The following is a 16,361-nucleotide window of genomic DNA, read 5'->3' on the forward strand; positions in this document are numbered from 1 at the left end:
GAGAACATGCTGTTTGTATTTATCGGCAAGGACAAGCCAGGCGGCCTCGAACATCGCCTCGCGGTCCGTCCCACCCATCTCGAACACCTCGCCTCCCTGGGGGAAAAGCTCCGGCTGGCCGGCGCGCTTTGGGACGAGAACGACCAGGCCGAAGGCTCGGTCATGGTGCTTGAAGCCGACAGCCTCGAACAGGCCAGGGCCCTGTTTGCCGCCGATCCCTTCGTGACCGAAGGGGTATTTGCCTCCTGGGAGGTCAAGCTCTGGAACCTGGCCATCAACCACATGGTCACGAAGGACTAAAGCCATGGCCTACTGGCTGATGAAGTCCGAGCCGGACGTGTTTTCCTTTGCCGATCTGCAGGCCAAGACCGCCCGCAACGAGCCCGAGGAATGGACCGGCGTGCGCAATTACGCGGCGCGCAACAATATGCGCGCCATGGCCCTGGGCGATGAAGCCTTCTTCTATCACTCCAATATCGGCAAGGAGATCGTCGGCATCATGCAGGTGGTCGCCGCCGCCCACCCCGACAGCACCGGCGAGCGCAACGCCAAGGGCGAGGTGGTGTGGGACTGTGTCGACGTCGCCGCCATCAAGCCGCTGCCCAGGCCGGTCACCCTGGCCACGATCAAGGCGACGCCCGAGCTGGCCGAACTTGAACTGGTCAAGCTGTCGCGCCTCTCGGTCTCCAAGGTCAGCCCCGACGAATGGGCGCTGCTGTGCAAGATGGGCGGGCTCTGAGCCCCCTACCCAAGCGGACAAGCCGGCGCTAGGCTTGCCGGCAGCGTTCACTCTGGGGGAGAAGATCGATGTCATATCTCGAGGTAAACTGGCTGGCCGTCATTCTGGCCACTGTCGTCGCCTGGGCCTTTGGTGCCGCCTGGTACATGGTGCTGGCCAGGCAGTGGGTCGCTTCCATCGGCAAGGAGATGGACGATATCGACCGCTCTGACGTCGCGCCCTATCTGTGGTCGGTGCTGTGCATCTTCGTCATGGCCTATTTCATCGCCCTGCTGACGCCGGCGGTGACCGGCGCAACCAATGTGGCCAATGGCCTGATCGTTGGCGCCACCATGTGGCTGGGCTTTGTGCTGACATCCATGGTGCTCAACCATCGCTATGAGGGCGCCCCCTGGGCGCGCACCTTCATCGATGGCGGCTATCTGCTCGGCGTCCTGCTGATATCGGGCGCGGTCATCGGCCTGTTCGGCTGATTGCTGCCGGTGGCTGGCGGGCCTCAGCTATCGACGACGATCGGCGGCACGTGGTGCGGCTCATCGGGGGGCGCGTATTTGTTGAGCAGCGATAGCTGGCTGATCGAAAAGGCTATGGTCAGCGGCATCACGCCCCACACCTTGAACGTCACCCAGAAATCGGTCGAGAAATTGCGCCACAGCACTTCATTGATGATGGCCAGCGCCACAAAGAACAGGCCCCAGTTCAGGGTCAGCTTGCTCCAGCCCTCGGGCTTGAGCTTGTAGACGTCGCCAAACACATATTTCAGCAGCGAGTGCTTGAACAGCAGCCCGCCCAGCAGCACGCCGGCAAACAGCCCATTGGTGATGGTCGGCTTGACCTTGATGAAGGTGTCGTCCTGCAGCCACAATGTCAGCCCGCCAAACACCAGCACCACGGCGCCGGTCACCAGCGGCATCACGGCGATCTTTTTCAGGATCGCCTTGCTCAAGACCAGCGAAATCACCATCGCGCCCATGAACCAGGCGGTCGCAGCGAAAATATCAACCCGCGCATTGACGATGAAGAACACCACCAGCGGCCCAAGCTCGAGCGCCATCTTGATCAGCTGCGGACGCAGTTCATCCCAGTTGACCTCGGGTTCAGCGTGCTCGGTCTTGGCTTTTTCGGACATGGACATTTTCTCGGTTCAGCGTCGGGGCAATGTGAGGGTAGCAGCCCCGGCATGCAAGGTGTGCTAGGCACCAAGCGTGGTCAGATTAGGGCTAGTCGCGCCCGGCAATGGCCTGGGCAAACTCGGCGGCGGTAAAAGCCTCGAGATCACCCACCCCTTCGCCGACGCCGATAAAGTGTACCGGCAGGCCAAACTTGCTGGCGATTGCCACCAGAATGCCGCCGCGTGCCGTGCCGTCGAGCTTGGTCATCACCAGCCCGGTGACCCCGGCGCGCTGGCCAAAGATCTCCACCTGCTTGAGCGCATTCTGCCCGGTGGTGGCGTCCAGCGTCAGCAGCGTGGCATGGGGCGCGCCCGGGTTAACCTTCTTGATGACGCGAATGACCTTTTCGAGCTCATTCATCAGCTCGTCGCGGTTCTGCAACCGGCCGGCCGTATCGATGATCAGCACGTCCCGCGCTTCGGCGCGCGCCTGGGTCACCGCGTCAAAGGCCAGCCCCGACGCATCGGAACCGGCTGGCCGTGACACCACGGTCGCGCCGGTGCGGTCGCCCCAGATCTGCAATTGTTCGATGGCTGCCGCCCGGAAGGTGTCGCCTGCCGCCAGCATCACCGATTTGCCTTCGTTGGCAAATTTCTGCGCCAGCTTGCCGATTGTCGTGGTCTTGCCCGAGCCATTGACCCCGATCATCAGGATGATGAAGGGCTTCTGGCTGGCGTCGATCTCCAGCGGCCGGGCCACCGGGCCCAGCACTTTTTCGACTTCGGCGGCCAGCACCGCGCGCACATCTTCGCCCGACACATCGCGGTCGAACCGGTCGCGCCGCAGCGTGTCCGTGATGGTGGTTGCGGTTTCAATGCCCAGATCGGCCTGGATCAGCACGTCCTCAAGCTCTTCGAGCGTCGCATTGTCGAGCTTGCGCTTGGTGAACACCGAGGTGATCGAGCCGGTCAGCTGATCGGACGACCGCTTCAGCCCCGAAGCCAGCCGCGCAAACCAGCCCTTTGTCTCTGCCGGGGCATCCGCTGGTGTCTCGATGGCGGCGACACTCGTCGCCTGCGCCGCCTTCTCTTCAATCGCTTCGACATAGTCAGGCGTCGTTTCCGGCGGGCCCGGCAGCGGCACATGGTCGGGAGCGGCGACAGGATCCGGCTCAGGCGTTGCACTGGGTTCGGGTGCTGGCTCGGGTGCCGGCTCCGGCGCGACCGCATCCGGCGTCACTGCCGGCACGGCGGGCGCAGTGGTATCGTCGGCTGGCGCTGCTGGCTCAACAGGCGCTGGCGCTGGCGCATCGCCACCAAACAGACGTTTGAAAAATCCCGGCTTCTTGTCGGTCATCGTGGACTTTCTTAACTTTCAGGCAGCGTCACGCACCGCTTCGCCGACCAGACCATCCCTGGCCACACCGGTAATCCGCACCGCCAGCAGTGCGCCCGGCTGCGCCCCCGGCACGCTGACCGGCACGAACTGCTCGCTGCGGCCCAGCCCGTCATGCTCTATCAGCACCTGTTCGATCTGGCCAACGCGGCTGTCGCAGAGCGCACGGAACTGCGCCGCGCCGACGGCCCGCAACTGCCTCGCACGATCCCTGGCGACCGTCTGGCTGACCTGCGGCATGCGCGCGGCGGGCGTGCCCTCGCGCGGCGAATAGGGAAAAACATGCAGATGCGTCAGATCGGCCTCGCTGACAATGGCCAGCGTATTGGCAAACATCGCCGCGTCCTCGGTGGGAAAGCCGGCAATGATGTCGGCGCCAAACACCATATCGGGCCGCAGGGCCCGCAGCTTGGCCATGATGGCCAAGGCATCAGCGCGGCTATGCCGGCGCTTCATGCGCTTGAGAATCATGTCATCGCCCGATTGCAGTGACAAATGCATATGCGGCATCAGCCGGTGCTCGCTGGCCACCGCGTCATAGAGCGCCTCATCAGCTTCAATGCTGTCGATCGAGGAAATCCGCAGCCGTGGCAGATCGGGGACGTGGCGCAGGATCGACTGGGTCAGCTTGCCCAGCGTCGGCGCGCCCGGCAGGTCGGGGCCATAGGAGGTAATATCGACCCCGGTGAGCACCACTTCGCCATAGCCATTGCCGACCAGCTTCTTGACCTGCTCGACCACCAGCCCCATCGGCACCGAGCGCGACGGGCCGCGGCCAAAGGGAATGATGCAGAAGGTACAGCGATGATCGCAGCCATTCTGCACCTGGACAAAGGCGCGCGTGCGTCCATCCATGCCCTCGATCAGATGGCCCGCGGTTTCCCGCACGCTCATGATGTCGTTGACCTGCACCTTGTCGTTGAGCGGGGTGCCGAACACCATGGGTGCGTAGCTGGCCGCCTGCATCTTGTCGTGATTGCCGATCACCAGATCGACCTCGGCCATCTCGCCAAAGCTGCGCGCCTCGGTCTGGGCGGCGCAGCCGGTAACGATGATACGGGCTGCCGGATTGTCGCGCCGTGCCTTGCGCACCGCCTGCCTGGCCTGGCGCACGGCCTCGGCCGTCACCGCGCAGGTATTGATGATGATGGCATTGTCGAGCCCGGCCTTTTCGGCCTCGACCTTCATCACCTCAGCCTCATAGGCGTTCAACCGGCAGCCAAATGTCAGTGTCTCCACCGCCATCAGGCCGCAACCTCGTCGCGCACCCAGGCGCCCGTGGCCGGATCGAGCGTGCCGGTCCATTCCCGTTCGGCCGGGCCGGTCAGCACCACATGGTCATCATCGCGCCACGCGACATGCAGATCGCCGCCCGGCACGGTCACGGTGGCGGCCCGCGCGGTACGCCGTGTGCGCGCGCCATTGACCACCGCCGCACAGGCCGCCGTGCCACAGGCCTCGGTCAGCCCGGCGCCCCGCTCCCAGGTACGCAGGATGATCTTGTCCGGCGCCACCACCTGGGCCAGCGAAATATTGGCGCGCTCGGGAAAAATGGGATGGTTTTCCAGCATCGGCCCAAACCGCTCCAGCGCGTAGCTCCACACATCGTCGGCCACCCAGAAGGTGGCATGCGGATTGCCCATCGAGGCCACCGAAGGCGAATGCAGCACCGGCGCATCGATGGGCCCGATCTGCAGCTCGATCTTGCGCGTATCGGCAAATTCTTCGGCCAGCGGAATATCGTACCAGGCCAGCTTGGGCGTGCCCATGTCGACGGTGATCATGCCGTCGGCCTGGGCCTCGCCGAACAACAGTCCCGCCACCGTCTCGAAGGTAAAGCGCTGCGCGCCCTGCTCGGCAGTCAGCACCTGCACCACGCAGCGCATGCCATTGCCGCAGGCCTGGGCGCGGCTGCCATCGGAATTGATGATCTCGATGTAATTGGCGGTGCCCGGTGTGCGCGGATCATGAATGGCCATGATCTGGTCGAACCTGGTCCCCTCAGTGCCATTGATGGCGATGGCCGCAGCCGGCGTCACCCGATCCGCGCGACCGCGCATATCGACTACGATGATCTGGTTGCCCAGCCCGTTCATCTTGAGAAACGGCACGCCGCTCACAGTCTGCCTCGCCCGTGATTGGAAGGAATATCCCTATATGGCGCAAGCCGCCAAAAATTGCCAGTGGCCCGCTGGCCAGCAGACGGCAAGCCATTCCGGGCCGGCGGTTCTCACGCCGCCAAGGCAAGAATTTGACCACGCCTGTTAACGGTTTCCTCTTTCATGGGTACTTAACTAACGCATCAGTCCGAGCGCGCCGGAGCCGCTGTTTTGCGCTAACTGCGGCCCGGACAGGCAACGGCGCCCGCCTTGCACATCCTGGAGCCGCCCATGAACATGTCCATGCGTACCGATCAGATCATTACCGACTGGCAGCCGCATTTTCCCGCGCTGTTTGGCAAGCACACTCTGGCCCTCAGTCACAGCCTGGCCAACTCACCGCTGTTCACCGACGAGGCACTGGCGCGCCTGATCGATGCCGCGCCACGCGAGGACTATCACGTCAATTATTCGCAGAAGACTCCGGGCAATCCGCCCAAGCGCCGCGAAGGCGAGATCAAGGACCTTTCCGGGGCCGAGGTGCTCGAGATTGTGCGCACCGGCAATATCTGGGTCAACCTGACCCGACCGGGCCGGACCGATCCCGCCTATGGCGAGATGCTCAATGCACTCTATGACGAGTTCGAGGCGCGCGTGCCCGGCTTCATCAGCTACAAGCGCAATATGACCCTGCTGATCTCGTCGCCCAATGTTTCGGTGAAATATCACGCCGATGTGCCCGGCCAGTGTCTGTGGCAGGTGCGCGGCACCAAGAAGGTCTATATTTACCCGAACACCCCGCCCTTCCTGTCCCAGCCCGCACTGGAGAACCTGATCCTGGGGCAGGCCCGCGAAACCGACATGCCGTTTGAGCCCTGGTTTGATGATTACGCCGAGGTGCACATGCTCGAAGCGGGCAAGATGGCGCACTGGCCGCTCAACGGGCCGCACCGCGTGGTCAATGAAAACATGCTCAATGTCAGCTTCACCACCGAACACTGGACGGACGGGCTGCGCCGCCACTACGCCGTCAACTATGCCAATGGCATTTTGCGCAAGATGGGCCTGCACAAGCTGGACCAGAATGTCAGCGGTCTGTCCTACCTGGCCAAGCTGGCGCTGGCGGGCGTGGTCAAGTTCACCCCGCTGAACCCGCAAAAGAAGAAGGTCTACACGGTCGACTTCCGCGTGGATCCCACAGCCCCCGAAGGCATTCGCGACATCGAAGCCTATAGCTTCAGCAAATGACTTCAGGCACCGCCGCCATCAGGGCACAAACGCACCAGCCCGCCCCCGCCACCCTGGCGGCGGCCATTGCGGTGACGCGGTCCGCACTGCATGTCGAAATTGTCCGCACACGGGCGGCACTGGACCTCATTGCCGCGCAGTGGCGGGAGCTGGAAGCCCGGCTCGACGGCGCCGTGCTGTTTCAGAGCTGCGCCTGGGCCCGCGCTGTCTTCGACTTCGAGGCGGCACGCGGCAATGTCCGGTTTGATCCGGTGATTGTCACCCTCAGGGATGGCTCGCGCCTGGTCGCCGTGCTGCCCCTCGAGCGCATCCGCACCCGGGCGCGCACCGTGCTGACCGCGCTCGGTCATGCCTTCAGCCAATATTCCGATGTCATGCTCGCCCCCGGCATCCACCCCGTTGATGCCGTATCGCGCCTGTTGCACGCCGCCATCAAGGCAGCACCCTGTGATGCGGTGAGCTTTCTCAAGGTGCGCAGCGACAGCATGCTGGCCAGCGGCATGCCCGCTGACCACATGCTGACCGGCATCCAGGAAGGCGCGCCCTATATAGCGCTCGACGCCTTCCCCGATTTTGCCGGCTATTTCGCCACCATCAATCACAAGACGCGCAAGAACATGCGCAATGCCCGCAATCGCCTTGAGCGCGACGGCCCCGTCACCCATCACGTCGCTGCCAGTACCCAGGACCGCCTGGGCGTCATCAACCGCACCCTGAAGGGGCGGGCAGAGCGGCTCAACGACCAGGGCCTGACCTCCCGCGCTTTTGGCGACACCGCCTTCACCGAATTCTGCCAGTCACTGGCCAGCCGTGACGACCTGCCCGTGCTTGCCATGTCGCTGCGGCACAAGGGCGAAGCCATTGCCGAGCAATGGGGTTTTGTCCACAACCGGCGCTATTATGCCTTTGTCGCCAGCCGCGACTTTTCCAACTCCGATGAAAGTCCGGGCAAGTTGCATCTGGGTGAAGTCATCCACGTATGCGCCGATCAGGGCCTCAGGGGTGCCGATCTGATGGTGCCGGTCATGCCCTACAAGCTCACCTGGGCGACCGAAACAGTCACGGTCAGGGACTTCGCCCTGCCGGTGACCCGGCGTGGTCTGCTGGTCCTGAACGTCTGGGACCGCTTGTTGCGCCCGGCCATCAAGAAGCTGGTGCTTGCCATGCCGGCGCAATGGCGTGGCCCGCTGATGAGAGCGGCCGGCCGCCGTCTCTAGCGCCTGATTCTGCCGCCGCCCGCCTGCCCCCAGCACGGTTAAGTATTCGTTACCTTTTCGCCTTTAAGCTGGCTGCGGGGGAAAAAATGTCAGCAATCATTGCCAGCACCGTGCCAACCCATCCAACGGGAGCACAGTCCGATATTGGCGACCGCGCCGGGCGTCTGGGTGTCGAAATCGCCGACGTCGCCGGGCTGATTGCCGATCTCTCCAAAATCAGCCTGCAGCAGGCGACCCAGGCCGAGACCACCCAGGATGCTGCCGCCAGCATGAACGTGGCAACCGCACAACTGAGCCAGACCATGGGCGTCAGCCGGCAGGCGGCAGCCGAGGTGCGGGCCGTGCTCGACCAGAGTGCTTCGGCGGTCGCCGGTACCGTGCAGCGCACCGCCAAGACCATGGCCATGATGGCCGATGGCGCCATGCACATCCAGACCACGCTCGATGGCGTCTCTGGCTCGGTCCGCAATGTGGAAGCCGCCAGCACCGCCATCGCCCAGATTGCCCGGGAAACCAAACTGCTGGCGCTCAACGCATCGGTGGAGGCCGCGCGCGCCGGTGACGCCGGGCGCGGCTTTGCCGTCATCGCCAATGCGGTCAAGGGACTGGCCGATCAGATCCATGAATTTTCCGGCCAGACCACCAGCAATATGGCCCGTCTCAGCCAGGCCCTCGGCGCCCTGCGGACCCAGGCCAAGGGCAATTCGCAAGCGGCCGAGCAAACCATCGCCGATGCCCAGGCTGCCGCCGAGGCAACGGCAACGCTGGAGGCCCTGGTGGGTTCGGTGGATCGGCTGATCACCGATATCGACGCCATGAGCCAGCCCGTTGAGCAGTCCATCGCCGGCTTTGCCACCATCCAGACCGAACTGTCGGCGCTGGCCGAAGGTGTTGCGGCCGGTCGCGGCCATCTCGAAAAAGCCGAACAGCGCACGCAGTCGATCCTGTCGATCTCGGAAGACTTCATGCTGTTTCTGGTCGAAAGCGGCTTTGAGACTGCCGATGCCGACTTCATCGATCTGGCGCGGACCAAGGCGGACGAGATTGCCGAGCTGTTCACCACGGCGGTGGCACGCGGACAGATCAGCATGGCCGATCTGTTTGATGAGGACTATCGCCCGGTCGCCGGAAGCGATCCCAAGCAGGTGCTGACCCGGTTCACGGCCTTCACCGACCAGGTCCTGCCGGCGGTGCAAGAGCCGGTCCTGGAGTTTGACCAGCGCATTGCCTTCTGCGCCGCGGTGGATCGCAATGGCTATCTGCCGACCCACAACATCATCTATTCGCGGCCGCAGGGCAGTGACCCGGTGTGGAACATGGCCAACTGCCGCAACCGGCGGATGTTCAATGATCGCACCGGGCTGTCGGCGGGGCGCTCAACCAAGCCGTTCCTGCTGCAGACCTATCGGCGCGACATGGGCGGCAGCCAGTTTGCGCTGATGAAGGATTGCTCGGCCCCCATCACCGTCAATGGCCGCCACTGGGGTGGCCTGCGCGTTGCCTTCAAGGTCTGAACGCCGCCGCGTTTTTCTTGACTCGCCTGTCGCTTTCCCCTACAGCCAGCCCATTCATCAGGCTTTGCCCCTGACCAGCCGACCGGGACCCCGCAAGGGTATCGACGATCCCGGAGGCCACCACCCGCCAGCGCGTTGCGCCCGTGGGTGTGCTTGGCGTTTGGACTGATGGATCCTATGTCTGGCGGACTATTCCGCAGCGAAGGACCAAAACCATGTTCGAGAGCCTTTCTGACCGGCTTGGCAAAATCTTTGATGGACTACGCGGCCGCGGCGCGCTGAGCGCCGACGACGTCGATGCAGCCCTGCGCGAAATCCGCCGCGCGCTGATCGAAGCCGACGTGTCGCTCGAAGTGGTGCGGGCCTTTGTCGAACAGGTCAAGGACCGCGCCATCGGCGCCGAAGTCACCCGCTCGGTAACCCCCGGCCAGCAGGTCATCAAGATCGTCCATGACGAGCTGGTCGCCGTGCTCGGCGAGACCAGTGTCGGCATCGACCTCAATGCCAAGGCCCCCGTCACCCTGTTGATGGTCGGCCTGCAGGGCTCGGGCAAGACCACCACCACGGCCAAGATTGCCAAGCGCCTCAAGGACCGCCAGAAGAAGAAGGTTCTGCTCGCCTCGCTCGATACCCGCCGCCCCGCTGCCATGGAGCAGCTGCGCGTGCTGGGCGAACAGGTCGGCGTCGACACCCTGCCCATCATTACCAGCGAAACCCCCGTCGAGATCGCCCGCCGCGCCGAGCGCGAAGGCCGTCTGGGCGGCTATGACGTGCTCATTCTCGATACCGCCGGCCGCACCCATATCGACGACGAACTGATGGCCGAGACCGTCAGCATCAAGGATGTCGCCAGCCCGCATGAAATCCTGCTGGTCGTGGATGCGCTGACCGGTCAGGACGCCATCAATGTGGCGCGCTCCTTTGACGGGCGCCTCGACATCACCGGCATTGTGCTGACCCGCGTTGACGGCGATGGCCGTGGCGGCGCGGCGCTGTCGATGCGTGCAGCCACCGGCAAGCCGATCAAGCTGATCGGTGTCGGCGAAAAAATGGATGCGCTGGAAGATTTCCATCCATCGCGCATTGCCGACCGTATCCTGGGCATGGGCGATATCGTCAGCCTCGTCGAAAAGGCCGCCGAACATGTTTCGGCCGAAGACGCCCAGAAGATGGCCAAGAAGCTCAAAAAGGGCTCCTTTGACCTCGACGATCTGCGCAGCCAGCTGCAGCAGATGAAGAAGATGGGCGGCATGGGTGGCCTGATGGCCATGATGCCCGGCATGGGCCAGATGAAAAAAGCCATGGCCGGCGCCAATATTGACGAGAAGGTGTTTGACCGCCAGATCGCCATCATCAATTCGATGACCAAGAAAGAGCGCGCCGCCCCCGACCTGCTCAATGCCAGCCGCCGCAAGCGCATTGCCGCGGGCGCCGGCGTTGACGTCAGCGACATCAACAAGCTCGCCAAGCAGCACCGCCAGATGGCCGACATGATGAAAAAGGTCGGCAAGGGTGGCATGGGCGCGCTCGGTGGCATGATGGGCGGCAAGATGGGTCAGATGATGGGCGGGGGCGGCATGCCGGACCTCTCCAGGATGGACCCCGCCCAGCTCGAACAAATGGCCCGTCAGGCCGGCATCGACCCCAACCAGCTCAAGGGCCTGCCCGGCGCCGATACGCCAGCACCCAAGGCGCTGCCCAGCGATGTTGGCGCCCTGCTCAAATCCTCCGGCGGACCGGCTTTGCCCGGCTTCGGCGGGGCTCCCCGTTTCCCCGGCCTGCCAGGCCTGGGCAAGAAAAAGTAATCGTTTCAACCAAACCCCAGGATACCAATATGTCCCTCAAGATCCGTCTGGCCCGTGGTGGCACCAAGAAGCGCCCATTCTATCAGATCGTCGTTGCTGACGCCCGCGCGCCCCGCGATGGCCGTTTCATCGAAAAGCTCGGCACCTTCAACCCGCTGCTGGCCAAGGACAATGAAGGCCGCGTCGTGCTCGACATCGAGCGCGCCAAGCATTGGCTGAGCGTTGGCGCCCAGCCGACCGACCGCGTGCTGCGTTTCCTCGACGTTGCCGGCGTGATGAACCGCGAAGCCCGCAACAACCCTGACAAGGGCAAGCCCGGCGAAAAGGCCACCCAGCGCGCTGAAGAAAAGGCTGCCAAGGCCGCCGCCGCCGAAGAACTCAAGAACGCGCCAAAGGTTGAAGAGGCGCCTGTTGAAGAAGCCGCTCCTGCCGAGGAAGCTGCACCAGCAGCGACCGAAGAGACTGCTGCCGAATAAGTCTGGCGCAGCACTGAACGACAAAAGCCCCGGTGGAAACACCGGGGCTTTTGTTTTGTCCGCGCTCCCCGCAGCCGCCTTAAACTGGGGGCCGCTCTGGTCAAATACAGTCCAGACCAACCAAGAGTGCCCTCCGGACGGGCCACAGGCGGCCAATGGGTTGGGATCAATCGTGTAGCGGGCAAGTGGAACGAACGCCGACGTGCTGAATGGAGCTTCAGTACCAGAGCGACATCTTTCAATGTAGAATGATGCCTTGGAACCCGTTCTGTGAAGATCAGGCACGATCAAGGATGACCGCTTGTATGAAGGGCGACCCAATCCCACCATTCTTTCATGTCGGACGACGCTGATGATTGCTGCAGAGAGAACGCTGACCGTGCGCCACGCCGGGCGCGAGCACCCGGTCCTGGTACAGATATTCCTCCCCGAGCAGGTCGGCCCAAACTGGAATTGCCGTTACACTATCGACTGGCCAGACACCCCCATTGAGAGCTTTGCCGGCGGCAATGACGCGATAGCAGCACTGCATGCGGCCATCGAAAAAGTGGGAATGGAACTCTATATGAGCCGATTCCATCACGAACGTGCCATGTGGTGGCTCAAACCATGGGTCGGCTATGGCTTTCCGCTGCCCAAAGGCGCGCGCGATGAACTGATTGGCGACGACCAGCGCTTTTATGGTCTCGACAAGCCATGACACAAAAACACCCGCGACGGTGATCACGGGTGTTTTCAGTTAAATCGGGCTTCTGAATCAGGCCTTGAGCTTCGCCAAAATCGCCGCGCCCATTTCCTCGGTGCCCACCGTCCGGCGATTGTCCTGGGCGATGTCGCCGGTGCGCAGACCATCGCTGAGCACGGCCGAAATGGCGTTCTCGATATTGGTCGCCAGCTCGATCATGCCGAACGAATAGCGCAGCGCCATGGCGACCGAGGCGATCATGGCGATCGGGTTGGCAATGCCCTGGCCGGCAATGTCGGGAGCCGAGCCGTGCACGGGCTCGTAGAACGCCTTGCGCTTGCCGGTGACCGGGTCGGGCGCCCCCAGGCTCGCCGAGGGCAGCATGCCCAGTGAACCGGTCAGCATGGCCGCCACATCGCTCAGAATATCGCCGAACAGATTGTCGGTGACCATCACGTCGAACTGCTTGGGATTGCGCACCAGCTGCATGGCCGCGTTGTCGGCCAGAATGTGATGCAGTTCGACATCGGGATAGTCCTTGGCGATGCCCTGGACCACTTCATCCCACAGCACGCCCGACTTCATCACATTCTTCTTGTCGGCCGAATGCACCTTGTTGTTGCGGGTGCGCGCCAGATCGAAGGCGACGCGGGTAATGCGGTCGATTTCATAGGTCTCGTAGACCTGGGTATCGATGGCGCGCTTCTGGCCATCGCCCAGATCGGTAATGGTCTTGGGTTCGCCAAAATAAACGCCGCCGGTCAGTTCGCGCACGATCAGGATATCGAGGCCTTCCACCAGCTCGCGCTTGAGCGAGGAAGCGTCGGCCAGCGCCGGATAGCAGATGGCGGGGCGCAGATTGGCAAATACCGCCATTTCCTTGCGCAACCGCAGCAGCGCGGCCTCGGGACGCTGATCATAGGGGACATTGTCCCACTTGGGACCACCCACCGCGCCAAAGATCACCGCATCGGCCGCCTTGGCCTTTTCGGTGTCTTCATCGGTAATCGCCACCTGATGGGCATCATAGGCAGCCCCGCCGGCCAGACCGCGATCGGTCGAAAAATCGGTGAGCTGCTCGCTATTGGTCCAGGCGATCAGCTTGTCCACTTCGAGCATGATCTCGGCACCAATGCCGTCGCCGGGGAGCAGGAAGAGGGAATGACTGGCCATGATGGGTCCTTGCCGTACTGGTGGTTACGCCTATGGCTGGCCACATAGCGGCAATTGTCGGCGCCGCGCAAGGCGGCGGCGCATAAAAACGTCCGTTCTGTTGCGAGATCATCCCGCCAATGCCAACCGGCCCGGCTGGAACAGGAGCCGGATATAGCTGCGAAACAGCAGGATCTGCCGTGGCAGAATGCCGGGATCGCCCAGCGCCTTGCTCATGATGATGGCGCCGTCCACCATGCAGCTCATCATGGCGGCCAGCTGCTCGAGATCAACCGGCTCGACCGGCGGATGCACGGCCGCAATGGCGTCGAGGCGTTGGCGAAAGAATGCGTTCCACCTGCGCACGGAATCCACAGTGAGCTGGCGAACGGTATTGTCGAACAGGCGCTCCTGGTAGCAGACGCTGGCAATCAGGCATCCCGGATGCCCATTGGGCAGGTCGGCCATGGTTTCCGCCAGCAATTTGAGGCCGATGAGAAAACCCTGCAGCGGGTCATCGGACAGCTCGGCGCCGCGGCCGAACAGCGCCTCGAAGATTTCATCATTGGCCGCCACATAGCGCTGCAGCATTTCATGGGCCAGGGCGTTCTTGTCGCTGAAGTGGTAGAAAAAGCCGGACTTGGTGATCCCTGCTTCGGCGATCACCTCCTCGATCGAGGTGGCGGCAAAGCCCTTGGCCAGCACGGACGCCTCGGCAATGGCCAGCAGTCTCTCCCGCGTTTCCTGCCCCTTGCTCGCTTTCCTGAACATGGCCCTGCCCCTGCTGCACTGTACCGCCGGTACAGTTTTGTGCGCGTCGCTTGCGCCGCGACCGCCTGCGCGCGTGACCTCGGCCACGGCAACCCATTGATAAAAAACAAAAACCAGCGCTGCACCCGGGACTGAACCGCAAGTCCTCTGGATGTGCGCTGCCGTTCCGGGGCATCACTTCGGCCACCGGCGACCCAGATGTAACGCTGCCCGCCGACCAGATCAAGCGCTAATGGAGGCCACAATGGCAAAGCAGAACAGGACCCTGCCACAGAATTCCGGACAGATGTTCGTCACCGATGGTGGTATCGAAACCCACATGATCTTCAACCAGGGTCACGACCTGCCGTATTTCACCGTCTTTCAGCTCAATGACGGCGAACAGGGACGGCAGGCCATGCGTGAATACTATCAGCCCTATATCGAGATTGCTGCCAAGGCTCGACAGGGCTTCCTGTTCGACACCAATACCTGGCGCGCCAATCCCGACTGGGGTGCGCTGGTGGGATATGGCGCAGCGCGCCTGCGGGCGGTCAATATGGCTGCCATACGCTTTTCCCGCACGGTGGCCGAGGGCTTCCATCTCGCTGGCGTGCCGACGGTGGTCAGCGGCGCCATCGGGCCCCGCCGCGATGCCTGGCAGTATGACGATGCCATGAGCGTGGACGAGGCCATGGCCTATCACGCGGACCAGGTAGCCGCCTTCGCCGCGGCCGGCGCGGACCTGGTCACTGCCTATACGCTGACCAATACGCCCGAGGCCATCGGCATTGCCAGGCTGGCCGAGGCGGCCGGCCTGCCCTGCGTGCTCTCGTTCACGCTGGAAACCGACGGGCACCTGCCCGGCGGCAAGAACCTTGGCACCGCTATCGGGGAGGTCGAGGCCGCAACCGGCGGGTCGCCGGCCTATTACATGATCAACTGCGTGCACCCCATCCACTTCGCCAGCACCATCCGCCATGCCGGCGCCTGGGTCGACCGCATCGGCGGCCTGCGGGTCAACGCCTCGATGAAAAGCCATGCCGAGCTCGACGAAAGCGAGACCCTCGATATCGGCGACTGGCAGGACCTGGCCCAGCGCTATCAGCGCCTGCTGCCCCTATTACCCAATATCCGGGTCATCGGCGGCTGCTGCGGTACCGATCACCGCCATATCGGCGCCATTTGCCACCACTGCCTGCCCGGGCAGCGCGATCAGGAGGTGCAGCATGAGCGACTTCGCCATTCAGCCTGAGCGGCAGTCGCACCGTCACGCCTGGCAACTGCCCTGGCAGCTCTCCTGGCCGCTGCGCCGGAGCCTCGCCAGCCTGCGGCAGCGACTGGGTCGCCACCGGCCGCATCGCCAGACGGTGCTGATGTTGCACAGCCTCGACGAACGGCTGCTCTACGACATCGGGCTTGATCCGCTCGAGCTGATCGAGCCGATACGCCGGTCACGCCCCTTGCCCGGGACCACCCGGGTCCGGCGCCGCTGAACAATCCTATTGCCGGCGTCACCTCAGGCGCCGGCAAAACCATTGCGGGCGAACAGCACCCAGAAGGTGAAAAGATTGGTGATGAAATGGGCCAGGCCGACATAGAATACCGAGCCGGTGCGCCAGGCGATCCAGTTCCACATCAGCCCCAGTGCAGCGGCGCCCCCGATCAGCGCCGCGGCGCCCCCGTCGAAGACAATCCCCACACTGAGCACCAGGGGAATGTGCCAGGCGGTGAACAAGCCCCAGCCAAGCCAGAAGCCGAGGCGCGGCCGGTCGTGAAACGTGCCGATAAAGCCGCCCCGCCAGGCGAGTTCTTCGAGCGGCGCATTGATGGCGGCAATCAGTATGGCCAGCCACAGGGCGCCATGGCTGAGCATGGTGGTGTTGGGCATGAAACTGATCAGGGCCACGAGCCCGGCCTGCGCCAGCAGCAGGGGAAGGATCCACCAGTCGCGCCAGGGGAGTTTTTCCGAGAACAGGCGCCCGTCATTGCCCGGCAGGGCATGCAGACCGATGACCGGCAGGCAGAAGGCCAGCCAGTAAAACCCCAGGGTGAACAGATAGCCCGCTCTTGCGTCCCAGGCCGTGAGCCGGGGTACGATGAAAAACAGCGCTCCGATGAGGAGCGCTGCGTGGACCAGCAGGGCGATTTGTCTGCCGTTCATCGCCC

18 protein-coding genes are annotated in these 16,361 nt (G+C 63.5%); 11 read left to right on the forward strand and 7 right to left on the reverse strand.

Translation table 11 applies throughout. The annotated features are described in order from the left end of the window. Positions 1-6 precede the first annotated feature (6 nt). The 3 genes from ABFY71_RS03125 to ABFY71_RS03135 all read left to right on the forward strand — a co-directional run bounded on the left by ABFY71_RS03125 (position 7) and on the right by ABFY71_RS03135 (position 1,212). Positions 7-300 (forward strand): YciI family protein, encoded by a 294-nt coding sequence (locus ABFY71_RS03125; protein WP_347944643.1) that lies wholly within the window; start codon positions 7-9, stop codon positions 298-300. A 4-nt stretch (positions 301-304) separates the two neighbouring features. After that, entirely contained in the window at positions 305-739 is a 435-nt protein-coding gene (locus tag ABFY71_RS03130; protein WP_347944644.1) for an EVE domain-containing protein, read from the forward strand. A 68-nt stretch (positions 740-807) separates the two neighbouring features. Continuing rightward, complete coding sequence (locus ABFY71_RS03135; protein WP_347944645.1) at positions 808-1,212, forward strand: DUF1761 domain-containing protein; 405 nt, start codon at positions 808-810, stop codon at positions 1,210-1,212. Between the two features lie 23 nt (positions 1,213-1,235). On the opposite strand, the gene ABFY71_RS03140 is transcribed toward ABFY71_RS03135, so the two are convergent. The 4 genes from ABFY71_RS03140 to dapF form a co-directional block, all read right to left on the reverse strand. Then, entirely contained in the window at positions 1,236-1,868 is a 633-nt protein-coding gene (locus ABFY71_RS03140; RefSeq protein WP_305579434.1) for a septation protein A, read from the reverse strand. 91 nt (positions 1,869-1,959) lie between these two features. Beyond that, entirely contained in the window at positions 1,960-3,207 is a 1,248-nt protein-coding gene (gene ftsY, locus ABFY71_RS03145) for a signal recognition particle-docking protein FtsY (protein WP_347944646.1), read from the reverse strand. An 18-nt stretch (positions 3,208-3,225) separates the two neighbouring features. Further along, the gene (gene mtaB / locus ABFY71_RS03150) at positions 3,226-4,491 is read right to left on the reverse strand and encodes a tRNA (N(6)-L-threonylcarbamoyladenosine(37)-C(2))-methylthiotransferase MtaB (RefSeq protein WP_347944647.1); all 1,266 of its coding nucleotides are present in this window, start codon (positions 4,489-4,491) and stop codon (positions 3,226-3,228) included. Continuing rightward, a complete protein-coding gene (dapF, locus tag ABFY71_RS03155; RefSeq protein ID WP_305579450.1) occupies positions 4,491-5,342 on the reverse strand; it encodes a diaminopimelate epimerase in 852 nt (283 codons plus the stop codon). Before dapF ends, mtaB begins: the two co-directional genes overlap by 1 nt. A gap of 294 nt (positions 5,343-5,636) precedes the next feature. On the opposite strand from dapF, the gene ABFY71_RS03160 reads away from it, so the two are divergent. The 6 genes from ABFY71_RS03160 to ABFY71_RS03185 all read left to right on the forward strand — a co-directional run bounded on the left by ABFY71_RS03160 (position 5,637) and on the right by ABFY71_RS03185 (position 12,305). Beyond that, the gene (locus ABFY71_RS03160) at positions 5,637-6,593 is read left to right on the forward strand and encodes a hypothetical protein (protein WP_347944648.1); all 957 of its coding nucleotides are present in this window, start codon (positions 5,637-5,639) and stop codon (positions 6,591-6,593) included. After that, positions 6,590-7,810, forward strand: coding sequence for a GNAT family N-acetyltransferase (locus ABFY71_RS03165; RefSeq protein WP_347944649.1), 1,221 nt, complete (start codon positions 6,590-6,592; stop codon positions 7,808-7,810). Before ABFY71_RS03160 ends, ABFY71_RS03165 begins: the two co-directional genes overlap by 4 nt. Before the next feature lie 86 nt (positions 7,811-7,896). Continuing rightward, positions 7,897-9,324 carry a methyl-accepting chemotaxis protein gene (locus ABFY71_RS03170; RefSeq protein ID WP_347944650.1) on the forward strand — a complete coding sequence of 476 codons (1,428 nt, stop codon included), beginning with the start codon at positions 7,897-7,899 and terminating at the stop codon, positions 9,322-9,324. A 215-nt stretch (positions 9,325-9,539) separates the two neighbouring features. Then, on the forward strand, positions 9,540-11,129 hold the full coding sequence (gene ffh / locus ABFY71_RS03175; protein WP_347944651.1) for a signal recognition particle protein: 1,590 nt from the start codon (positions 9,540-9,542) through the stop codon (positions 11,127-11,129). 29 nt (positions 11,130-11,158) lie between these two features. Beyond that, entirely contained in the window at positions 11,159-11,605 is a 447-nt protein-coding gene (gene rpsP / locus ABFY71_RS03180) for a 30S ribosomal protein S16 (RefSeq protein ID WP_347944652.1), read from the forward strand. A gap of 352 nt (positions 11,606-11,957) precedes the next feature. Next, on the forward strand, positions 11,958-12,305 hold the full coding sequence (locus ABFY71_RS03185) for a DUF6968 family protein (protein ID WP_347944653.1): 348 nt from the start codon (positions 11,958-11,960) through the stop codon (positions 12,303-12,305). Positions 12,306-12,362: 57 nt separating this feature from the next. On the opposite strand, the gene leuB is transcribed toward ABFY71_RS03185, so the two are convergent. Both leuB and ABFY71_RS03195 read right to left on the reverse strand, forming a co-directional pair. After that, entirely contained in the window at positions 12,363-13,463 is a 1,101-nt protein-coding gene (gene leuB / locus ABFY71_RS03190) for a 3-isopropylmalate dehydrogenase (protein ID WP_347944654.1), read from the reverse strand. Between the two features lie 108 nt (positions 13,464-13,571). Next, positions 13,572-14,213: a TetR/AcrR family transcriptional regulator gene (locus ABFY71_RS03195; protein ID WP_305579424.1), complete on the reverse strand. Its 642-nt coding sequence runs from the start codon at positions 14,211-14,213 to the stop codon at positions 13,572-13,574. Between the two features lie 244 nt (positions 14,214-14,457). On the opposite strand from ABFY71_RS03195, the gene ABFY71_RS03200 reads away from it, so the two are divergent. Both ABFY71_RS03200 and ABFY71_RS03205 read left to right on the forward strand, forming a co-directional pair. Next, positions 14,458-15,447 (forward strand): homocysteine S-methyltransferase family protein, encoded by a 990-nt coding sequence (locus tag ABFY71_RS03200; protein ID WP_347944655.1) that lies wholly within the window; start codon positions 14,458-14,460, stop codon positions 15,445-15,447. Further along, positions 15,422-15,688: a YjiS-like domain-containing protein gene (locus ABFY71_RS03205; protein WP_347944656.1), complete on the forward strand. Its 267-nt coding sequence runs from the start codon at positions 15,422-15,424 to the stop codon at positions 15,686-15,688. The genes ABFY71_RS03200 and ABFY71_RS03205 overlap by 26 nt, the downstream gene beginning before the upstream one ends. A 23-nt stretch (positions 15,689-15,711) precedes the next feature. Here ABFY71_RS03205 and ABFY71_RS03210 read toward each other — a convergent pair whose 3' ends face one another. Continuing rightward, positions 15,712-16,356, reverse strand: coding sequence for a CPBP family glutamic-type intramembrane protease (locus ABFY71_RS03210; RefSeq protein ID WP_347944657.1), 645 nt, complete (start codon positions 16,354-16,356; stop codon positions 15,712-15,714). Between the last annotated feature and the right edge of the window lie 5 nt (positions 16,357-16,361).

The organism is Devosia alba (assembly GCF_039938915.1).
GTDB classification, from domain to species: domain Bacteria; phylum Pseudomonadota; class Alphaproteobacteria; order Rhizobiales; family Devosiaceae; genus Devosia; species Devosia alba.